This window comes from Opitutus sp. ER46 (assembly GCF_003054705.1).
GTDB lineage: Bacteria > Verrucomicrobiota > Verrucomicrobiia > Opitutales > Opitutaceae > ER46.
Genome location: NZ_QAYX01000019.1, coordinates 391,076 through 412,177 on the forward strand (window position 1 = coordinate 391,076; position 21,102 = coordinate 412,177).

General features: G+C 69.9%; 14 protein-coding genes. 8 read left to right on the top strand and 6 right to left on the bottom strand.

Annotated features, from left to right (window positions below; translation table 11 throughout):
* Positions 1 to 5: 5 nt before the first annotated feature.
* The 4 genes from DB354_RS06670 to DB354_RS22815 all read right to left on the bottom strand — a co-directional run bounded on the left by DB354_RS06670 (position 6) and on the right by DB354_RS22815 (position 3,982).
* Entirely contained in the window at positions 6 to 428 is a 423-nt protein-coding gene (locus DB354_RS06670) for a YchJ family metal-binding protein (protein WP_107834661.1), read from the bottom strand.
* 73 nt (positions 429 to 501) lie between these two features.
* A complete protein-coding gene (locus tag DB354_RS06675; protein WP_107834662.1) occupies positions 502 to 1,401 on the bottom strand; it encodes an SDR family oxidoreductase in 900 nt (299 codons plus the stop codon).
* A 3-nt stretch (positions 1,402 to 1,404) separates the two neighbouring features.
* Positions 1,405 to 3,798 carry a TonB family protein gene (locus DB354_RS21940; RefSeq protein ID WP_158277399.1) on the bottom strand — a complete coding sequence of 798 codons (2,394 nt, stop codon included), beginning with the start codon at positions 3,796 to 3,798 and terminating at the stop codon, positions 1,405 to 1,407.
* Between the two features lie 49 nt (positions 3,799 to 3,847).
* Positions 3,848 to 3,982 (bottom strand): hypothetical protein, encoded by a 135-nt coding sequence (locus DB354_RS22815; RefSeq protein WP_255420720.1) that lies wholly within the window; start codon positions 3,980 to 3,982, stop codon positions 3,848 to 3,850.
* A gap of 182 nt (positions 3,983 to 4,164) precedes the next feature.
* Between DB354_RS22815 and DB354_RS06710 the strand changes: the two genes are divergently transcribed.
* From DB354_RS06710 to DB354_RS06720, 3 genes are all read left to right on the top strand, one after another.
* Positions 4,165 to 6,174: a glycoside hydrolase 43 family protein gene (locus DB354_RS06710; protein ID WP_107834663.1), complete on the top strand. Its 2,010-nt coding sequence runs from the start codon at positions 4,165 to 4,167 to the stop codon at positions 6,172 to 6,174.
* Between the two features lie 98 nt (positions 6,175 to 6,272).
* The gene (locus DB354_RS06715) at positions 6,273 to 7,271 is read left to right on the top strand and encodes a 2-hydroxyacid dehydrogenase (RefSeq protein ID WP_107834664.1); all 999 of its coding nucleotides are present in this window, start codon (positions 6,273 to 6,275) and stop codon (positions 7,269 to 7,271) included.
* An 18-nt stretch (positions 7,272 to 7,289) separates the two neighbouring features.
* Positions 7,290 to 8,438 carry a uroporphyrinogen decarboxylase family protein gene (locus DB354_RS06720; RefSeq protein ID WP_107834665.1) on the top strand — a complete coding sequence of 383 codons (1,149 nt, stop codon included), beginning with the start codon at positions 7,290 to 7,292 and terminating at the stop codon, positions 8,436 to 8,438.
* Here DB354_RS06720 and DB354_RS06725 read toward each other — a convergent pair.
* Positions 8,435 to 9,373, bottom strand: a complete 939-nt coding sequence (locus DB354_RS06725) for a LysR substrate-binding domain-containing protein (protein ID WP_107834666.1) — start codon at positions 9,371 to 9,373, stop codon at positions 8,435 to 8,437. The genes DB354_RS06720 and DB354_RS06725 overlap by 4 nt on opposite strands.
* 110 nt (positions 9,374 to 9,483) lie before the next feature.
* Here DB354_RS06725 and DB354_RS06730 point away from each other — a divergent pair, with 110 nt between their 5' ends.
* From DB354_RS06730 to DB354_RS06745, 4 genes are all read left to right on the top strand, one after another.
* Positions 9,484 to 10,896, top strand: coding sequence for a TolC family protein (locus DB354_RS06730; protein ID WP_107834667.1), 1,413 nt, complete (start codon positions 9,484 to 9,486; stop codon positions 10,894 to 10,896).
* 3 nt (positions 10,897 to 10,899) lie between these two features.
* Positions 10,900 to 12,036 (top strand): efflux RND transporter periplasmic adaptor subunit, encoded by a 1,137-nt coding sequence (locus DB354_RS06735; RefSeq protein WP_107834668.1) that lies wholly within the window; start codon positions 10,900 to 10,902, stop codon positions 12,034 to 12,036.
* A 21-nt stretch (positions 12,037 to 12,057) separates the two neighbouring features.
* Positions 12,058 to 15,693 carry an efflux RND transporter permease subunit gene (locus DB354_RS06740; RefSeq protein ID WP_107834669.1) on the top strand — a complete coding sequence of 1,212 codons (3,636 nt, stop codon included), beginning with the start codon at positions 12,058 to 12,060 and terminating at the stop codon, positions 15,691 to 15,693.
* Positions 15,694 to 15,776: 83 nt separating this feature from the next.
* Complete coding sequence (locus tag DB354_RS06745; protein WP_107834699.1) at positions 15,777 to 16,694, top strand: LysR family transcriptional regulator; 918 nt, start codon at positions 15,777 to 15,779, stop codon at positions 16,692 to 16,694.
* On the opposite strand, the gene DB354_RS06750 is transcribed toward DB354_RS06745, so the two are convergent.
* A complete protein-coding gene (locus tag DB354_RS06750; RefSeq protein WP_107834670.1) occupies positions 16,657 to 19,851 on the bottom strand; it encodes a PAS domain S-box protein in 3,195 nt (1,064 codons plus the stop codon). The genes DB354_RS06745 and DB354_RS06750 overlap by 38 nt on opposite strands.
* A gap of 270 nt (positions 19,852 to 20,121) precedes the next feature.
* Between DB354_RS06750 and DB354_RS06755 the strand changes: the two genes are divergently transcribed.
* Positions 20,122 to 21,090: a LysR substrate-binding domain-containing protein gene (locus DB354_RS06755; protein ID WP_158277400.1), complete on the top strand. Its 969-nt coding sequence runs from the start codon at positions 20,122 to 20,124 to the stop codon at positions 21,088 to 21,090.
* Positions 21,091 to 21,102: the final 12 nt, after the last annotated feature.

Sequence of the window (21,102 nt, forward strand, 5' to 3'; positions counted from 1 at the left end):
GCCGTTCAGCCTTCCTTCCGCAGCGCCCCGTCCCAGTACAGCCAGCGTCCGCCGACGAGCCGGAACTCGGACCGCTCCCGCATCTCATGCGTGCCCTGCCGGTCGCGATAGAACGCCGAGAACTCCACGAACGCCTGGTCCGGTCGGCGCCCGGGCGCGTCTTCGTGGATGACCAGCCGCACCCAGTCCACCCCGGGACTCGCGTGCTGGCCGGCCACAAACGGCTGGTCCGCGGTTTTGGCGTACGTGCGGTGCAGATACGGCTCGTCGCCCAGGACGTGCGCGGTGTAGCGCGACCGCATCAGTTCCCGCGCCGACGCCGCCTCGCGTTGTCCGTCCAGCAGCGCCCCGCAGCACGCGCCAAACGGCCGGCCGCTGCCACAGGGACAGGGCGCGCCGGACGCCACCCGCCGGTTCTTCGTGTTCATGCCCCGTTCATTGGCCCCGGACCCAACACCGTCGAGCGCCAACTTCGCCGCCCGGCGTTCCCGGGCTCGGCCATCACCGCCGGTACAACTCCGCCAGCGCGGCCTCGAGCGTCTGCGCCCGCCGGCCGAGCCGCTCCTCGAGGGCCGTGACATCCAGCGCGAGGTATTGCGGACGCACCGCCGCCACCGCCGGCACCTCCGCCCGGGTCACTGGCGCCAGCGGCGCCCGCTCCGCTGGGAGGCCAAATCGCACGCGAATTCGCTCCGCCAGCTCGTAACGGGACACGAGATCCCGCCCCGCCCAGTGGAACACCCCGCCGAGATCGCGGCGCACCGTCAGCGCGAGTAGCACGTCCGCCAGGTTCCCGATGCCGCACGGCTGCCGGTACTCGTCGGTAAAGAGTCGCGGCACCTGCCCCGCCGCCCACGCCGCCAGCAACTGTTCATGCAGGCTCCGCGTGCCGCTCAGGCTGTCGCCGACCAGCAGCGGGGGCCGCACGATGGCCGCCCCATCCTGCGTCAGCTCGGCCACGGCCTGCTCCGCCTCGACCTTCTGCCGGCCGTAAACGTTGCGCGGCGCCACGGCATCACCCGGCGCATACGGTTCGCGGCCGTCGCCATCGAACACCTGTTCCGAGGACACATGCACCAGCCGCACCCCGCGTTCCGCCGCGAATGCCGCCAACCGGCGCGGCAGCTCGACATTGATCACGCGCGAGCCCGCGGGATCACGTTCGCAATCCGGCGGCGAGGACACCGCCGCGCAGTTCACGATCGCGTCGACCGGCTCGGCGGTGAGCGCCGCGTGCATTGCGCCCTCGTCCGCCGCGTCCAGCGCGTGCAGCACGGCCACTCCCGGCACGCGCTCGCAACCGCGATTCCGCGTGCCAATGACGCGATGTCCCGCGCGCGCCGCTGCGGCGGCCAACGCCGCGCCCAAAAGTCCCGACGCCCCGGTGATGAAGATGCGCATACGTTATCGTCCCACGATTGCTTCGGGGTCGGAAAACATCAGCGGCACGACTAGCTCCGAGGCCACCGGGACTCCCGCCCGGAGGGCCGGGGCAAAGCGCCACTCCAGCACGGCCGCCTCCGCCGCCCGCGCCATCAGGGGGTGTGACGCCGCCACGCAGCGTACCGCCGTCGGCCGGCCGCTGGCATCGACGCTCACGTTTACCGTCGCCTCACCCGCCCCGCCCACCCGCCGCAGGTCGATCGGGTACGTGGGCTCCGTGCGATACACCACCGTTGCCGGCGCGTCGCCTCGCTCGCGTTTCAGCTCGGCCCGGCGGCGGCCAAGCTCCACCTCGTCGGGCACGTTCTGCTTCCGGCCAAACTGCGCGACGAACTGCATGAAGGTCGGCGTCGCACGCGAGCGCGTCGGCGCCCTCACCAGCTCGTAGTATTTTCGGGCGCTCGCGAGATCGTAGCTGTCGCCCACGCCGGTGATCAGCCGCGGCAGCAGGGCGCGCGCGGCGTCCACGTCCCCGGCGTCCGCCAGCGCATGCAGTTCGGCCCGCGCCGCCGCCCGCGCCACCGGCGTCTCCGCCGCCACGCTCTCGATCACCGCGTGCAGCCGCCGTGCCTCCTCTGGTTGCCGTGCCGCGCCCTGCGCCAGCGCCGCTCGCGCGACGCCAAGGTCGTACGGCATGCCCGCGCCGAGGAAGGCATACCACGCAATGGTGAGCGCGGCTTGCGGCCGCCGCGATGCCCGCATCCGCGCGAGCAACGCCCGCGCCGCACTTGCATCGCGCAGCCCATCCGGACCGGATTGGAGCACGTCGAGACCAAGCTCCGGCAACGGGCCCGACAGCAGCATCAGCCGCGGATCTTCCAGCGCCGTTTGCAGCAAGGTGTGAACTGGCTCGAGCTCCTCCGGCTCGACCGCCGCAACGGCCATCCGGAAATGGCGTTTCAGCCAGGGATCGTCCCACTCCCGAGCCGCCGCCACGAAGTGCGCCAGCGCCTGGGTCATGCTCCGGGGCACGCCGAGCCCGAAGAGATGATGGAAGCCGATCTGTGCACTGCCTTCCGGCGCGCCATTCTTTGCCGCCTGCCGAAACCACTCCAGCGCTCCTTCGAAGTCGACCTCGCCGCCCAGGCCATTCCGCAGCATCAGCCCGAGCTGGACCTGGCTGTTCGTGTCGCCCTGCCGCGCGGCCTGCTCGAACCACGCTTTCGCCCGCGCAAGGTCCTTCTCCCCGCCCTGGCCGTCGCGCCACAGCACGCCGAGCTGGCTCATGGCGTGGCGGTTCCCCGCCTCCGCCGCCCGCGTGTACCACTCCCGCGCCTGCCGCATATCCGGCGCGCCCAACTCTCCTCGGGCGTGCATCCAGCCCAGGACGTCGGCCCCATAAGCGTAGCCCGCCTGCGCCGCGCGCGCGTAAAGCGCCGCCGCCGCCGCCGCATCGACCGGCGTCCCCTGGCCCTCCCGCAACATGGCGCCGAGATCGCACATCGCCGCCGGGTCGCCGCGGTCCACCGCGCGCCGCAACAGCGTCAACGCCGCGGCATAATCGACCGGCAGACCCGGCCCACCTTGGCGTCGGAGCGCAGCGAGCTCGACCGTCGCCCGCAGATCACCCTGCGCCGCCGCCCGTCCCAGCCACGTTGCCGCCACCACCAGGTCCGACGCCACGCTCTGGCCGTCGCGGTACTGGCGGCCCAACGTCAGCTGAGCGGTCACCCGGCCCAACTCGGCGGCACGGCGGCGAAACTCCAGGGCCCGGCCGGGGTTGCGCGCCACCAACCGGCCTTCGTCGTAATACGCGGCCATCCGCTCCAGCGCCTCTGGCGAGCCCCGCTCCGCGGCCATTCCGAGCCAGTAGAGGTGCTGCGCTGCATCGGGCTTGGTCCACTCCTCCGCGAGGTACACATCGGCCAGGTTGAGCTGCGCCACGACGTCCTCCGCCGCCGCCCGGTCCATCATCCACAGCAGCACCCGGCCAAACCGCGGCCGCACGCGGTTCGCGTCGACTTCCGCCCAGCGCCGCAAGGCTCCCGGCAACGCGAGATCACCAGCCCGCGTCGCCAGCCGGTCCGCCGCGCTCTCATCCGCCTGCGGCAGCCCGAAGCCGCTCTCGTATTTCCACTTCAGGTACGCCCTTGCCGCCGGCTCCCGCTCCGCCGCCGCCTGCAGCAGCGCCCGCGCCCGCTCATGATCGAGCCGCACGCCCACCCCGACATCGCAAAAGAAGCCGAGGACGAACTGCGCCGCCGATTCGCCGCGTTCTGCCGCCGCCTGCAGTTCTGGGGCCGCAACCACCACATCGTCCGATCCCACCGCCGCCAGGTCTTTCGCCGTCGCGGGAGTCGTCCCCGTGCCCGCGACCGTCCCCGCTCCCCATCCCGCCAGGGTCGCCACGGTCATCACCAAAAGGCACGTCCACCCAACTCGCATCCGCCCAACACAGCCCAGCTCACCCGGCCATGGCAAGCCGGCCGCTCCCCGGCACCCTCCTCCTCTTCCTCTTACTCTTCCTCTTTCTCTTTCTCTTACTCTCCATCGCCAGCTGGTACGCCCGCGGGGAATCGCGGAGAGAGAGCAAGAGCAAGAGTAAGAGTAAGAGTAAGAGCCGGAGACATCCCGCCCCCCCTCACGGTCACGCGCCCCGGGAGCTTCCCTTCCGCCACCGCCGTGCCATATCTCCACCTCACCCCCTCTGCGGACGAGCCCGCCTCCGCGACCCCTCCCCTCGATTCCCCCTCTTTCACTCTCACTTTTGCTTTCCCTCCGATGAAGCCCCTCGTCGCCCTCGCCGCCTGCCTGCTTGCGCTGTGCGCCCATGCCGCCACCTGGATGCCCGACAACGGGAACGGCACGTACACCAACCCGCTGTTCTACGATGAGTTTTCCGACCCCGACCTCATCCGCGTCGGCGAGGACTATTATCTCACCGGCACCACCATGCACGCGCAGCCCGGCCTGCCCGTGCTGCACTCCCGCGATCTGGTGAACTGGCGGCTGCTCACGTACGTCTTCGACCGGCTCGACCTGGGCCCCGAATTTCGGCTCGAGGAGGGACGCGAGATCTACGGCCAGGGCATCTGGGCCCCCAGTTTTCGCCACCACCGCGGTACGTTCTATATCTTCTCCAACATCAACCGCCAGGGCACCCAGTTATTCCGCGCCACGAATCCCGCCGGCCCGTGGACGCACACGCGCATGAAGCGCACGTTCCACGACCTGTCCGTCCTCTTCGATGACGACGGCAAGGTGTACGTGATCTGGGGATACCAGGGAATCCACCTTGCGCAGCTCAACGAGGAGCTCACCGACGTCGTCCCCGGCACCGAGCGCGTGATCATCGAGAAGGGCTCGGGCATCGGCGAGGGCTGCCATTTCTACAAGCTCAATGGCAAATACTACATCCTGAGCGCCTGGTTCGAGGGGCGCATGCGCATGCCCTGCGCCCGCGCCGACCGTCCGGAAGGGCCGTATGAGGTCAATCCCGCCATCAGCATGGATGAGGATTTCGGGCTCGCCGAAGGCAACCGGCTGCGCGGCCAGAAGCCGCCCTTCCAGATCGTGCCCGGCAACACCGATGACCGCGGCCGCATGTCGCTGCATCAAGGCGGCATCGTCGACACGCCCGCCGGCGAGTGGTGGGGCTTCTCGATGATGGACTACAACTCGGTCGGCCGCCTCACCTGCCTCTCCCCGATCACCTGGCAGGACGGCTGGCCGTACTTCGGCCTGCCGGGCAACCTCAAGCGCACCCCGCGCACCTGGGTGAAGCCCAACACCGGTCACGTCTCGCCGCCGACCGCACCGTATCAGCGCGACGACGACTTCTCCGCTCCCGCCCTGGCCAACGTCTGGCAGTGGAACCATCTGCCCGTGAACGCGCGGTGGTCGCTCACCGAACGCCCCGGGTTTCTCCGGCTGCACGCCCTGCCCGCCGCCGATTTCTGGTGGGCGCGCAACACCCTCACGCAGCGAGCCATCGGCCCAAGCTCGACGCCCACGACGATCCTCGATGCGAGCGCCCTCGCCCCCGGCGACGTCGCCGGGCTCGCCCTGCTCAACCTGCCCTACGCCTGGCTCGGTGTGCGCCGCGAGGCGTCCGGCCTCGTGCTCGCCCAGTACGACCAGCTCGCCGACAAGACCACCACGGTCCCGCTCGCCACGTCCCGCGTCTGGCTCCGCGCGCACTGCGACTTCCTCACCGAAAAGGCCGCGTTCAGCTACAGCACCGACGGCCACGCGTTCACGCCCATCGGCGGCGAGTTCACGATGGTGTTTCAACTGAAGACCTTTCAGGGCGTGCGCTATGCGCTCTTCGCCTACAACCGCCTCGGGCCGGACGGCGGCCACGCCGACTTCGACGCGTTCACCGTGGACCAACCGCACCCGCGCGGCTTGATGCGGCCCATCCCCGTGGATCGGACCATCTCGTTCGTCATCTATGGTGGCGGTCTGCCGGTCCGCGTCGGCGACGCAACCACGTTCAAGGTGATCGACCGCGGGCTCGGGCGCGTGGCGTTCCAGGCCGGCGAACGTTTCCTCTCGGTCGCCCAATCCGGCGACCCGCAGATCAGTCTGCGGGCCGGACCGCCGGGCGACGCCGAAACATTCCAGTGGACCGAGAACGTCTATGGTGACCTCAACCTCCTTTCGCTCGTGACGCATCGCCACGTGCGCCTGCATCCCGATGGCGGCCTGGTTGCCGACTCGCCAGGGCCCAAGCCCGACCGGCGCGACGGCTCCTGCCTCGTCTGGTCGTTGGCCGGTCCGGCGAACTAGGCCGTCACCGCGACTTTCCAGCCATCGGCCAGGCGCCACTCGGCCCGTCAGGCAAGCGCAGCATTGCGCACCCCCATGGCCGCCCCATCTTCGCCGCCATGAGTCACATCGCGGTATTCGATGCGCGCAGCTACGATCGCAGCTATCTCCAGCAGGCGGCCCACCCGGGCCAGGCCCTGCAGTTTCACGAGTTTCGCCTCGACGCCGAAACTGCTCCGATCGCACGCGGCGCCGCCGCGGTCTGCGTGTTCGTGAATGACCGCGTCGACCGCGCCTGCCTCGAGATTCTCCGCCGCCAGGAAGTCCGGCATGTGGCGCTGCGCTGCGCCGGCTTCAACAACGTCGACCTTGCCGCCGCCAAGGAACTCGGGATCACCGTCACCCGCGTGCCCGCCTACTCCCCGCACGCGGTCGCCGAGCACACCGTGGCCCTCCTGCTCACGCTCAACCGCAAGATCCACCGCGCCCACAACCGGGTGCGCGAACTCAACTTCTCCCTCGCCGGGCTCGTCGGCTTTGACCTGCACGGCAAGACCGCCGGCATCATCGGCACCGGCAAGATTGGCCGCATCACCGCCGAGATCCTGCAGGGCTTCGGCGTCAGCGTCCTCGCGTACGACCTCTACCCCGACCAGGCGTGGGCCCGGGCTCGCGGCATCCGCTACGCCAGCCTCGAGGAGGTGCTGCGCGCCAGCGACATCCTCAGCCTGCACACGCCGCTCACCCCGGAAACCCACCACCTGGTCAACGAGCGCACCCTCGGGCTCATGAAGCCCACGGTCACCATCTTGAACACCAGCCGCGGCAAGCTGATCGACACCGGCGCACTGATCCAGGCGCTCAAGAACCATCGGGTCGGCGGCGTCGCCCTGGATGTTTACGAGGAAGAGGCGGGCGTGTTCTACGAGGATCTCTCCGGCCAGGTCCTGCAGGACGACGAGCTCTCCCGGCTGCTCACGTTTCCCAACGTCCTCATCACCTCGCACCAGGCATTCCTCACGCATGAGGCGCTGACGCAGATCGCGCAGGTCACCGGCGAGAACCTCGAACGGCTCAGCGCCGGCCAGCCGTTCCTCGAAGGCACGCAACTCGCCTGATCCGCCCGGCCGCCGACCATGCCCGCTTCGCCCCGCGCCTGCATCGAGTCCGTCCTGCGCCGCCAGCCGCCCGCGCGCTTCGTCTATGCGCCCAACTACTGGCAGTGGTTCGCCCATCATCTCAACCACCGGCTCCTGCCGCCGGAACTCGCCGGCTGCCGCGATCAGCTCGACCTCATCCGCCACCTCGGCCTCGACGTCTTCAGCCGCAACGCCTACTGCGACCAGCAGTCCTGCTGGTTCGGCGGCCTCGCCCAGGAAACACTCGCTCCCGGCACCACCCGCCAGGAGGAAGCCGCCAGCGATGATCGCGACCGGGTCATCACACGCACGTACCACACCCCACGCGGCCCGCTGACGGAACGGCAGCGCTACGTGTTCGCGGAGTCCACGCTCGTCCAAGAGGCCTTCCTCCTCGACGGCTCCGAGGCCGGCCTCGACGCCTTCGACGCCCTGGTTCACGCCCGCCGCTGGCGCTTCGACGCGACCGCGTACGCCGAATGGCAGGCGCGGGTCGGCGACGCCGGGTTCATCCATCCCGGCGAACTTTACAGCCCGCTGAAGCTCCTCCACCTCGCCGCCGGCGCCGACAACGCCGTCTTCCTTCTGCAGGATCATCCGGAACGCTGCCGGGCGTGGATGGACGCCCATGAAGAGGCCCAGCTCGACCTCGTGCGCCAGATGCTGGCCGCGGGGGTGCCGTCGATGATCGCGATGGACAACCTCGACGCGGCCTTCCACCCGCCGCACTACCTCGAGCAGTACTCCGCCCGGTTCTACCAGCGCGCCAGCGAACTCTGCCACGCGGCCGGTGCCACCTTTTTCATTCACGCCTGCGGCCACCAGCGCGCCATCCTGCCTCTGGTCGCCTCGCTCGGCGTGGACGGGCTCGAAGGCGTCGCGTTTCCGCCGCTCGGCAACGTGGAGCTCGACGAGGCGCTGCAACTCGCGGGTGACCGGCTCATCATCACGGGCGGCATCAGCGCCATGGAAACAGAGCGGCTGCAAACCCGGGACGACGTCCGCCGCTACGTGGAGGGACTCCTCCGCCGGCTCCAGCCGTACCGGCACCGGTTCATGCTCTCCGCGAGCTGCAACACCTCGATTCGCACGCGCTGGGAAACGCTCGTCTGGTTCCGCGACGCCTGGGTCGAATTCGGCGCCTAGCCGGCGGGGTTCGCGGCGCCGTCCCGCAGTTGGGGCCGGACGCGAATCGTCCGCTTCAGCACTTCGATGAAGTTGCGCACGAGCGCCGATCCGTCGCCGCGACGCCACACCGCGTGCATCTCAAATCTCACCTCCGGCCGCACCTGCTTCACCGGCCGGACCACGATCTCGGACGACGGCGGCAGGCCGGGTAACGCCGGCATGAACGCGATGCCCTGATGGCCTGCGATGAGCGTAAAGAGCGCGGCGGAGCTGTTCACCCGGCGGATCTTCGGGGCCGGCAGCCCGTTGGCCTCAAACGCGGCGATCACGCGCTCGGCATGGCCCGGAAACCGGGGACCGGTTCCGACGCACAAGATGACCTCCGCCTGCGCATCCGCCGGCGTGATCCGGGGCAGCGCGGCCAGCCGATGGCGGCGCCCCACCAGGGCACACACCGGGGTGCGGAGCACCAGAACGTGGTCAAGCCGCGGCGGGATCTCAGCGGCCGGGCGCATCGTGAACCCGAGTTGCAGTGTGCCGTCGTCCAGCCCGGCGATCTGATCCGGCAGATCCATCTCGTGCAGCATCACCTCGACCTGGGGGAACCGCTCGCGATACGCCAGCAGCACGGCCGGCATGAACGTGGCGGAGATCGGCCCCACGTTTCCCACGGCGAGCCGGCCCGACCGGCCCGCGCCCGCCTCCCGCACCACCTGCGCGAGAACGCTGGTCCGCCGGAGCACCGCGCGCGCCTCCTCGAGCAGGACGCGACCGGCATCCGTCAACCGCACCCGGCTGGTGTTCCGGTCGAGCAGCCGCACCGCCAACTCGTCCTCCAGATCGCGGATCTGATTGCTCAGTGCCGGGTGCGCGACCCGCAGCCGCTCCGCCGCCCGCCGAAAGCTCAGCGCTTCCGCCACCGCCACAAAGTACCGCAGGTGCCGCAGTTCCATTTCGGCGTTGCTGGTAGTTTCCGGTTACCAGCGTGGCAACATCTAAGTCGTTCCTCGCCGCCCGGCGGGCTGGTATGATCGCAGATTCTCACCGCTGATCGCCGTTCCCGATGCCCGCCTCCGACACCTTCCCGCCGCGCCTCCCGCCTTCGCGCCGCCCTTCGTGCGTCCGCGCGGATGAACCGTCGGCGGCCCCCGCCACGGTGGGCGTACGACTCGCCGGCATCCTCCTGCTGGCCGCGGTCCTCCCGCTCGTCGCCGCCCCGGCCCCGCTGCCCCTGTCCGACGCCCTCGTTTTGGCCCGCGCGCACAACCGGCAGGTCCAGAATGCCGCGCTCGCCGTGGAGATTGCCGGGGACCGCGCCGCCGCCGCCCGCAGCTACCGCTACCCCCAGCTCCAGGCCTACGGAATCGGCAGCCATCTCCTTTCGCCTCTCGACTTCCATTTCCCGCAGGGCGCCTTCGGCGTGTACAACTACCTCGGGCCGGTGCCGGCCACCGACACCGTCATCCGCAGCCCGCGCGAATCCCTGCTCGCCGGCGTCGCCCTCCTCACCCAACCCGTCTCCCAGCAGTACAAGGTCGGCCTCAAGGTACGCCAGGCGGAGATCGGCCGGAAGGTGGACGCCGAACGGCTGCGCGCCCAGCAACAGGCCACGGACCTGCAGGTGAAGCGGACGTACCACGGCATCGTCCAGACACAGGGCGCCGTCCTGGCGGCGGAAGCCGCGGTCGAGTTCGCCCGCGAGTTCGAACGCATCACGCGACAGGCCGTGACGGAACGCGCCGCGCTCCCGGGTGACCTGCTCGAGGTACAGGCACGCCTCGCGGACGCCGAAGCGCGGGCCGCCCAGGCCCGGGACGCACTCGTCACGCAGCGCGAACAGCTCAACGTCCTCCTCGGCCGCGATCTTGCCACCGAATTCACCGTCGTTCCCGTGACGGAGGTGCCCGCCGCCCCCTCTCTCGCCAACGCGCGCCGACAGGCCCTCGCACACCGGCCGGAACTCCAGCAAGCCCGCCTCGGCGTGCGTTACGCCGAGCTCACCCGCCGCGAAAAACGCGCCGAGTACATCCCCGACGTCAACCTCGTCGTCAGCCATGTGCGCGCCAACACCAGCGACGTCCTGCCCTCGGAGGTCACCAGCGCGGGCGTGATGGCGCAGTGGGACGTGTTCGACTGGGGCCGGCGCGGCCGCGAGGTCGCCATCGCGAAGAAGGCGCTCCGCCAGGCGGATAACCTCGCCAACGACACCGAGGCCCGCGTCCTGGTCGAGGTGGGGGCAAAGTACCGGCAGCTCGAGGAAACGCGGCTCGCGCTCCGCAGCGCCGACCTGCAGCTCGCCGCCGAGCAGGAGAAGCTCCGCGTCGCCCTCAACGCCTTCCAGCAGAATTTTGCCCTGCGCAAGGACCTGCTCCAGCAGCAGGCCGCCGCCGAGGCCGCCCAGAGCCGCCGCCAACAGGCGCTCCTCGCCGTCCTCACCGCGCAGGCCGAACTCGAAAACGCCATCGGCCAGGACTGAACCATGCACCGCCCGTTCCTCCGCCTTGCTCCCGCGTCCCGGATGCTCCTCGCCGCGCTCACGCTCGCCGCCGCCGGCTGCTCCCGCCGGACGCCCGCCCCGCCCGCGCCCACGCCGGTGCGCGTCGTCACGCCCGTCCTCACCGAGGAGGTGCCGGAACTGCGCTTCGCCGCGACGCTGGCGGCACAAAGCCAGGTGACGCTCGTCTTTCGCACCGGCGGCTACGTCGAGTCCATCGCGCAGCGCATCGACGCCCGCGGTGCGGCCCGCCCGATTGAGGTCGGCGATGTCGTCGCCGCCGGCGAACCGCTGGCCACCGTCCGACAGCAGGACTATGCGGACCAACTCGCCCAGGCCGAAGGCGTCGTTGGCCAGGCCCAGGCCGCCGCCGAGAAAGCCGCCGCCGACTTCGATCGCGCCGAGCGATTGTTCGCCGCGACCAGCCTCACCCAGGTCCAGTTCGACGCCTACAAAGCCCAGCGTGACGCGAGCGCCGCCGCCCTGAAAAGCGCCCGGGCGGTGCTCGCCCAGGCCGGCAGTGCCCGTCACGACAGCGTCGTGCGCGCGCCGTTTCCCGGCCGGGTCGTGCAACGGCAGGTGGAGGTCGGCGCCCTCGTCGGGCCCGCCACCCCGGCGTTCGTCGTCGCCGACACCCGCACGCTGAAAGTGGTGTTCGCCGTCGCCGACACCGTGGTGGGCCGCCTCCACGCGGGTGACCGGATCACGCTGAGCACCGCCTCGCAGCCCGAATCATTTCCCGGGGAAATCAGTGCCGTGGCCGCCGCCGCCGACGCCCGCACGCGCTTGTTCGCGGTGGAGGCGCTGATCGCCAACGTCGACGGCCGACTCAAACCGGGGCTCGTCGCCACCGTCATCCTCAACCACGCCGGCCCGACGGCCGCGCAACTCACCATTCCGCTTTCCGCCCTGGTGCGATCATCCACCGCGGCGGACGGCTTTGCCGTCTTCGTCGTCGAAACCAACCAGGGCCGCAGCATCGTCCGCGAGCGCCCCGTCACCCTTGGTCCCACGGTGGGCAACCGGCTGGTCGTGCGCCACGGGCTCACCCCCGCCGATGCCATCGTCGCCGTCGGCGTGACCGACCTGCACGACGGGGCGACCGTCGCCATCGTGCCCTGACCCTCGGCGCCTCTCCCCGCCATGGCCCATCGTCCCGATCCCGAGCGTCTGTCGCAGACGCACAACGCCGCCCGTTTCACGGTCGAGCACCGGCACATCGCCTGGGTCCTGCTCGTCGCCACCCTTCTCTGGGGCTGGTACGGCTACCACGCGATGCCCCAGCGCAAGGATCCGGACATTCCGGTCCGTCTCGCCGTCGCCGTGACCGCCTGGCCCGGCGTGTCCGCCGCCGAGGTCGAGCAGCAGATCACGCGCGTGGTGGAGGCCAAGATTGCCGAGAGTTCAGCGCTCCATCCCGCTGCGCCGCACGCTTACGGCATCCGCTCGGTCAGCCTGCCCGGCCTGTCCATTGTCCACGTGCAGTTGGCGGAGAATGTCCGCGATACCAAGAAGGAGTTCAGCGACATCAGCCTGAAGCTCGACAGCCTCAACAGCCGGCTCCCGGCCGGCGCGGGCCCGATCCAGTTCGTCAGCGATTTTGGCGACACCTCGGCCATGATGCTGACGATCGCGAGCCCGCCGGTCGACGCGGTCGAGATTGCCCTTCGGGCCCGGCAGGTCGGCGCCGCGCTCGCGGAGGTCCGCACCAACGCCGGCAATCCGACCGACCATGTCGCGGCGGTCTACAGCTTCCCCACCTCGATGCCGGCCGACGCCGTCCGGCGCGGGCTCGAGCGCTTTGTTCGCCGCGCCGAACGCGACGGCATCTTCCGCCAACCGCGCCTCTTCTCCGCCGCCGGATTCGTCGGCGTGGACGGCGCGTCGACCCAGACCGACGACCAGATTCGCGCCTACATCAACCGGTACCTCGAGGACGAGATTCAGGCGGGGGACATCCATCCCGACGCCTGGGGCCCCGCGATCATACGCGATCCCGCCGAGATCGAGGCGCGCCTGCAGGCCGTGGCCGGCGACAAGTACAGCTACCGCGAGCTCGACGAGTTCAGCGACCTCATCGCCCGCTCGCTGGCGGGCGTGCCGCAGGCCGCCAAGTACCAGCGCACCGGCGTGCTGCCGGAGCGCGTCTACATCGATTACGCGCAGGAACGTCTCGCCGGGCTGGGTCTGCAACCCGCCCGGCTGGCCGAGCTCCTGCAGGCCCGGAACATCGCCACGGCCAGCGGCATGATCGAAGCCGGTGGCAAATGGGTGTACCTCAGTCCCACCGGGGAATTCGCGTCCGCCGACGACATTGGCGCGGTGCTCGTGGCCGCCGGCGCTGATGGCAACCCGGTCTATCTCCGCGATCTCGCCGAAATCAGCCGCGCCTACCAGGTGCCGGCGCAGACGCTCAACTACCACACTTGGAAGGACACGCACGGCGCCTGGCATCGGTCCCGCGCCGTGACCGTCGCCGTGTTCATGCGGGCGGGCGAACAGATCGCCACCTTCGGCGCGGAGGTCGATCAGCGGCTCGCGGCCCTCCGCCACATCCTGCCGCAAGACCTGATGGTGGTGCGGACCTCCGACCAGCCGCGCCAGGTACGCGAGAACATCGAGTTGTTCATGGGCGCGCTCTACGAGGCCATCGCACTCGTCGTGTTCGTCGCCCTCATCGGCTTCTGGGAATGGCGGTCCGCCCTCCTGATGGCGCTGTCCATGCCCATCACCCTCGCGATGACGTTCGGGCTGATGTCGCTCCTCGGGATCGACCTCCAGCAGATCTCCATCGGGTCGCTGATCGTCGCGCTGGGCTTGTTGGTCGACAACCCCGTCGTGGCCGGGGATGCGATCAAGCGCGGGCTGGCGGACGGATTGCCGCCGACGCAGGCGTCCTGGCGCGGGCCCACGAAGCTCGCGAAAGCGATCCTGTTCGCGACCATCACCAACGTGGTCGCCTACCTGCCGTTCCTCCTGATCAAGGGCGCGACCGGTGAATTCCTCTACAGCCTGCCGGTCGTGATGGCCTGTTCGCTCTTCGCCTCGCTGATCGTCGCCATGACCTTCGTTCCGCTTCTCGGGCGCCTGCTGCTCCGGGCGCCACGTCGGCCCGAGCCGACGGTCGCCGAGCGTCGGCAGCACGGCCTTTACGGCCGCTACGCCCGGCTGGCGCAATGGTCGATCCGGCACCGCTGGCAGGTTCTCGCCGGTTCGATTCCCCTCCTGGTCCTCGGCGCCGTCATGATGGCGAACCTGCGCACGCTCTTCTTCCCCGACGACGTCCAGTACCTCTCCACAATCGATGTGCGGCTGCCCAACAACGCCTCCGTCCGCTCCACCAACGTCGCCGTGCAGGAGGCGGAACGCGTCATCCAGGAAGTCTGCGCCCGCGAGGTGGCCGGGAAAACCGGCCGGGGCGAAGCGACCGTGCTGCATTCGTTGACGAGTTTCGTCGGCGTCGGCGCCCCGCGCTTCTGGTTCTCGATCTCGCCGGAGATCCAGCAGCCGAACTACGGCCAGATCATCGTCCAGATCGAAGACAAGGAGCTGATGCCCACGCTGGCGGGCAAGCTCCAGACCGCACTCGCCGCCCAGGTGCCCGGCGCCCGCGTGGAGGTGAAGCAACTGCAGACCAATCCCGTCGAGTTCCCGGTCGAGATCATGATCTCGAGCCTGGTCGACCCGGGTCCCGAGCGGAGCGCCGCGGATCTGGCCATGCTGCGTTCGCTCGCGCGGCGGGTGGAGAACATGCTGCAGGCTGTGCCGCAGGCGGCGCTGGTCCACACGGACTGGCAGCCCGAGACGATCGGACTCGGCCTGCACATCGACGCCGAGCGGGCCAACCTCGCCGGGCTCACGCACGCCGACATCGCGGTGTCCGTCGGCGCCGCGCTCAACGGCCGTCCGCTGACGGAGCTGCGCGAACGCGACCGCCGGATCCCAGTCGTGGCCCGGCTGCGCTCGGACGACCGCTCCCGACTGTCGGACCTGGATAACCTGTACGTCTACTCAGTCCACGGGCCGCAGAAGTTGCCCTTGGCCCAGGTGGCGAGTCTCGCCACCGAACTCGAGACGCAACGCATCCAGCGGCGCGACCGGTTCCGCACCATCACGGTCGTGGCCCGGCCCGTTCCCGGCGCGCTCGCTTCGCAGATTCTGAAGGCGGTGAAACCGCAACTGGCGCAGTTCCAGCGGGAACTGCCCCCAGGCTACCGTCTCGTGGTGGGCGGGGAACAGGCCAAACAGGTCCGCGGTTTCAAGGACCTCGGCACCGCGATGGCCATCTCCGTGGGCGCCATCTTCCTGGCGCTGGTCCTGCAGTTCAACCACGCCGTCAAACCGCTGCTGGTGTTTGCGGCGGTGCCGTTCGGTGTCGTCGGCTCGATCGCCGCGCTCGCCGTCATGGGCACGCCCTTCGGCTTCATGGCGCTCATGGGCATCGCGAGCCTCGTCGGCGTGATCGTCAGCCACGTCATCGTGCTGTTCGACTGCATCGAAGACAAACGCGAGGAGGGTGAACCCCTGGAACAGGCGCTGGTCGACGCCGGGATCATCCGGCTCCGCCCGGTCATGATCACCGTCGCCGCCACCGTGCTGGCCCTGTTCCCGCTCGCGCTGCATGGCGGGCCGCTCTGGCAGCCGCTGTGCTACGCGCAGATCGGCGGGCTCACCGCCGCGACTTTCGTGACCCTGCTGCTCGTGCCGGTGCTCTACAGCGTCTGTGTCTATGACCTGAAGCTGATCCGGTGGCGCGACGCGGACGAATCCGAGTCCTGAGCCTGCCCCCCGGCAGGGCCAAGCCATGCGTCGCGCGCATCGCGCGGCTTGCCCCGCCGCGCCGGCCGCCCATGGTGGCCGGCGTGAACACCGACCTGCTCCGGTCCTTCGTGCTGATCTCCGAGCTGGGCAGCCTGAGCAAGGCCGCCGAGCGCATGCGCGTTTCGCAATCGACGCTCACCCGCCAGATGCAGGTGCTCGAGCACGAGATTGGCGGCCGCCTTTTCGAGCGGGGGCACGCCGGCGTCGCGCTGACCGCCGCCGGCCAGCGACTCCTGCTGGGCATGCCCCCGCTGCTCGACCAGCTCAACGAGCTCCTCACCGAGGTCGGCAAGCTGGCCCGCGGCAAGACCTCGACCATCCGCGTGGGCTATCTCGGGTCCATGGCCGCCAGCCACCTCAGCCCGGCCTTGCGCGTGTTTCGGCAGCAGCACCCGGCCGTCAAGGTGACCCTGCGCGACCTCTCTCCCGGCGAACAGCTCGCCGCCCTGCGCGCCGGCCAGCTCGACGTCGCCTTCATCGGCGAGGTCGACCGCTCGCTCGGCCGCGAGTTCTACCTGCGCTCGGTCGGCACGCTGCCGCTCGAGGTCGTCCTGTCCGAGGAGCACCCGCTGGCCCGGAAGGCGCCGCTGCGGCTCGTCGATCTCCGCGACGAGACCTTCGTGCGCGTGCCTGACTCCGACATTCCGGGCTACGAGCGCTGGCTCACCCAGCTCTGCCGCAAGGCCGGCTTTCGGCCGCGGTTCGGCGAAGTCGGCGAAAGCATCGGGCATGCGCTCGCGCTCGTGGTTTCGGACAACCTCGTGACCACCGTGCCCAAGTACGACCTGCGGCCCGGGGCCCCGGGCGTCGTCTTTCGCGAACTACCGCTCGTGGACGCAAAGTGGGAAATGCTGGTCTCCTGGCAGCGCGGCAAGGTCGCCGCGCCTCTCTGTGACCTCGTCGACGCGCTGGCGCAGGTTGTCAGCCGGAGCCGTCCCCCCGCACCGCCGCGTTCCTGAGCCAGTCGTCCAGCCGACCGCCCGCGCCCGGCCGGTCGCTACGGAGCAGCAGATCGATGCGGGCCAGCAGCGCTGGCACCTCAAAAGGCTTGGCCAGGAACGCCTGCCGCTCCGGCAGACTCAACAACCGGCCGGCCTGCTCCGGGTTGTAGCCGCTCATCAGCAGCACCGGCAGTTCGGGGCGTTCCAACTGGAGTCGGTTCGCCAGCTCCGGCCCGGTGATTCCTCCGGGCATCACCACGTCGGTGATCAGCAGGTCGATCGCGGCACGGTGCGTGTTCCACATCGCGAGCGCGCTCGCGCCGTCCACCGCGGCCAGGACATTGAAGCCGTGCCGGCGCAGCAGCGTCACCGTGATCGTGCGCACCGCCTCTTCATCCTCGACGACGAGGATCGTCGCGCCGCCGCCGCGTACCGGGGAGGTCTGGGCTGCGACGGCCGGGGCCGCCGGAGCCGTCGCGGCCGCCGCGGGCAGGTACACCCGAAAGACCGAGCCGCGGCCGGATTCCGTCTCCACCGTGATCCAACCGTGGTGCTGGTTGATGATGCCGAAAACCGTCGCCAGGCCCAGACCGGTCCCCCGGCCCGCGCTCTTGGTGGTGAAGAAGGGCTCGAAGATGTGGGGCAGGATGTCGGCCGGAATGCCGCAGCCCGTGTCGGCCACGGCAATACACACATACGCGCCCGGGGGATTCCCGCGCGTCTGCGTGGCCGCAAAGGTCTCGGTTGTGACCGTCACCCGCAGCTCACCCCCGGCCGGCAGCATTGCGTCCCGGGCATTCACCGCCAGGTTGATGATCACCTGGTCCAGCATGCCGCGGTCGGCATTGACCGCGACCGCGGCCGGCGTGGGCACCACGGTCAGGCGGATCTGTTCGCCGAGGAGCCGGTGCAACATCCCCGCGAGATTGGTCAGCGCCTCGCCCACCTGCACGAGCTCCACCTGCATGACCTGCCGGCGGCTGAACATCAGCAGCTGGCGCGTCAGGCCGGCGCCGCGCCGGACCGCGCGATCGATATCGTGCGTCGAGGTCTGCACCGCCTCCGGCAGCGTCGGGTCCATCGCGATGAGCTGGGCGTTGGCCTGGACCGCGGTGAGGATGTTGTTGAAGTCATGCGCAATGCCGCCGGCCAGCTGGCCCACCGCCTCCATCTTCTGCGACTGCCGGAGCTGGGCCTCGAGTTCGCGCCGCTGGCTGATGTCGATGCACACGGCAATGACGTGCGTCGGCCGCCCCTGCGTGTTGCGCGCCAATGACACCGTCACCTCCACCCACACCGACCCGCCACTGCTTCGCACGTACCGCTTCTCCCGACGGTAGCTCTTGATCTCATCCGCCAGGAGCCGCCCCATCTGCCGCGCATCCTCCGCGCGATCGTCCGGGTGCGTGATTTCGTCGGCCGTGCGCTGCCGCAACTCCGCGGGCTGGTACCCGAGCAGCGCGGTGAAGGTGGCGTTCACGCGCACGATCCGCCGATTTTCCAGGCGCGCGTGCATCACGCCCACCGCCGCCGAATCAAAGGTGGTCCGGTACAACTCCTCGATCTTGCGCAGCGCCGACGCGGCGCGACGCGACTCCGTGATGTCATGCCAGTAGCCCACGACCGCCGGTTCGCCCGCCCGGGCCTCCGGCACCACCCGCCGTTCGTCGCGGATCCAGCGGTAGCCCCCCGCCTTCACCTCGAAGCGATACACATGCACGCTGGTGGCCATGGACGAACTTGCGCCCAGGACCTCGAGCGTCACGCGGGGGCGGTCTTCCGGGTGCACGTGGTTGATCCAGAACTCGGGCTGGTCGACAAACTCGTCGGGGGTGTAGCCAAGGATGGCGGCGACGCTCGGGCTCACGTACGTGTGCGCCGCGCAGGCGCCCAGCCGCGCGGTGTAGAGCACGATCGGGGCCGTGGTGACGAGCAGGTCCAGCTGCTCGCGCAGCTGCCGCGCCTCGGCCGTCGCGCGGTTGCGCTCGGTCAGATCCCGGAGGACCATCTGCGCCACGCGGCGGCCATGAAAATCGACCGGCGCCGCCGCCACTTCGATGTCCAAGGCCGCGCCGTCGCGGCGGATGATGCGCTGCTCCGTTGGCTGGATGCTCTGCCCATGCACGAGCAAGGAGCACAGCTTCGGGTCCAGCGCGGCCCGCGAGGCGGGATGGAGGTAGTCAAGCGGCGACCGGCCGACGAGTTCGCCGGCGCTCGTGGCGCCCAGCAACCGCACGGCCGCAGGATTGACGTATTCGATCGCGCCCCGGCTCTTCACGACGATGGCATCCGGCGACATCTCGATCAGACGGCGATAGCGTTCCTCGCTTTGCGCCATCTGCTCCAGCGCCGTCCGACGCGCCTCGTCGGCGCGGTGCAGCGACCGCGCCGTCAGCAACACCACGATGCCCAGCAGGTACACGCTGATGGCACCGTCGAGCAGCCAGCCAAAACCCGCGGGGATCACCCCGTAGCGCTCCGTCGCCCGTTCAAGCCCGTTGATCAGCAGCGGCAGCAGCACGATCGGCACCACCATGCGGCGCAGCAGGCGGCCGCCGGCCGTCGGCGCCGTCACCAGCCGCATGAAGCCGATCTGCGGCTGGGCCAGGAAATAGCCGGTTGCCACCAGCGCAAAGGCGAGTGCGCCCGGCAACGACATCGAGCGAAAAAAGGGAACGGGATGCAGCTGGTTGACGCCGAGAAGGTAGCCATTCAGCGCCACCAGGGAGCCAAAACCGATCAGCAGCACGAGTCCCTGCCGGAGACGCACCCACCGCATCGACGTTTCCGGCAACAGCATCGCCACGCCCACCCCGGCGAGACCCGCCGTCTCCGCCAGCGAGACGCCATGCGGTCCGTCCACCACCCAGTCCACCAGCGCGCCCGCCCCGAGCAACGTCGCCCCGACGGCGGGCAACCGCGCGCGCCGGCGCTGCTCCGCGTGCCGCCCCACGGCTGCGGCCAGCATCACCACGCCCAAAGCGACGACCGGCGGGAGCGACGGCCATTGGGCATGGAACCGCGTCGGCAGGTCGTATCCCGTCACCCAGGCCACCACCGGTGTAAGGCCCAGCACCAACACCAGGCCCGCTGCCAGCCGCGCGCCGCGCAGACACCAGCGGACATGGACGTCCGCCGCCCGCGCCGGCACAATCTCCTCAGCGACCGCTACCATGACGCGCCCCCTGCGGCCGTCCTGCCCGGCGGGAAGGAACCAGCGGTCCCGGTCCGCGGAGCGGTCCAGGGAGAAAATGTGAGACGCGAACGGGAAGTCATCATGCGACCTCAGGTCCGAAGCAGCCCGAAGCCGTACCCAGTTTAGGGGCAAGGCGGCGACCTGGGAATGACCGTTAAGTTAAGGACTATGAACCGCAGGTTAACGAAGGCCGCTGCGCGCTTGTCGTATCCGCCCCGTCGGCGCAGGCTGCCCCACGGTTCCCGCCGCATGCGCCAATCGGTTTCACTTTCCAGCCCGGAGAATGCGCGCGAACGCGGCATGGATCTGCGTCGCCTCCGATACTTCGTCGCCGTCGCCTCCACGCTCAATTTCCGCGCGGCGGCAGAAGGGCTGCACATCTCCGCTCCGGCGCTCAGCAAGCAGATCAAGCTCCTGGAGCAATACCTGGGACTCCAGCTCCTCGACCGCACCACCACCCAGGTGCGCCTGACCCATCCCGGCGCCGTGTTCCTCACCGAGGCGCGCGACGTGCTCACCCGCGCCGATCGCGCCGTGGAACTCGTGCGCGAGGCCGCCAGGGGCTACCTCGGCCGGCTGGTGATCGGCAACTCCGGCGGCCTCATCATGAGTCAGGTGCTCCCGGCATATCTCGCCACCTACGGCGGCCGCTATCCCGACGTGAAGCTGGCGATGGTCGATCTCGAGCAAACCGACCAGCTCGCCGCCCTCGAGAATCACACCATCGACCTCGGTTTCATCCCCCTCGTTGCCCCCTACACCCTGCCCGCCGCCATCGGGCACACCGTCGCGTTCTCCGCCCCGGTGCGCGCCATGGTCAGCGAGCAGCATCCGCTTGCCTCGGAACCCGCCGTCACCCCGGAAAAACTCGGCACCGCCCGGATCGTCGTCCTGCAGGGCGCCACCACCTCCCTCCATGCGCGCAACGTGAGCACGCTGCTCGCCCGGTTCGCCGTGGCGCCCAACGAACTCGAATTCGTGCGCGGCAGCGACTCGCTCCGCGCCGTGGTGGCCAGCGGCCGCGCCATCTCCCTCATGGCGTCGAGTCATGCCAAACCCCAGGCCGATGGCGTCGTCTTTCTTCCCATCGACGCCACTCCGCCGCCGACGATCGACCTCGTTGCCATCTGGCGCCGCCCGGACGACTCCGCGCTCGTCCGGAACTTCCTCGAAGTGGTGACGGCCCAACGCGAGCCCCGTCCCGCCGCCGTCCCTTAACTCCGCCAGGGC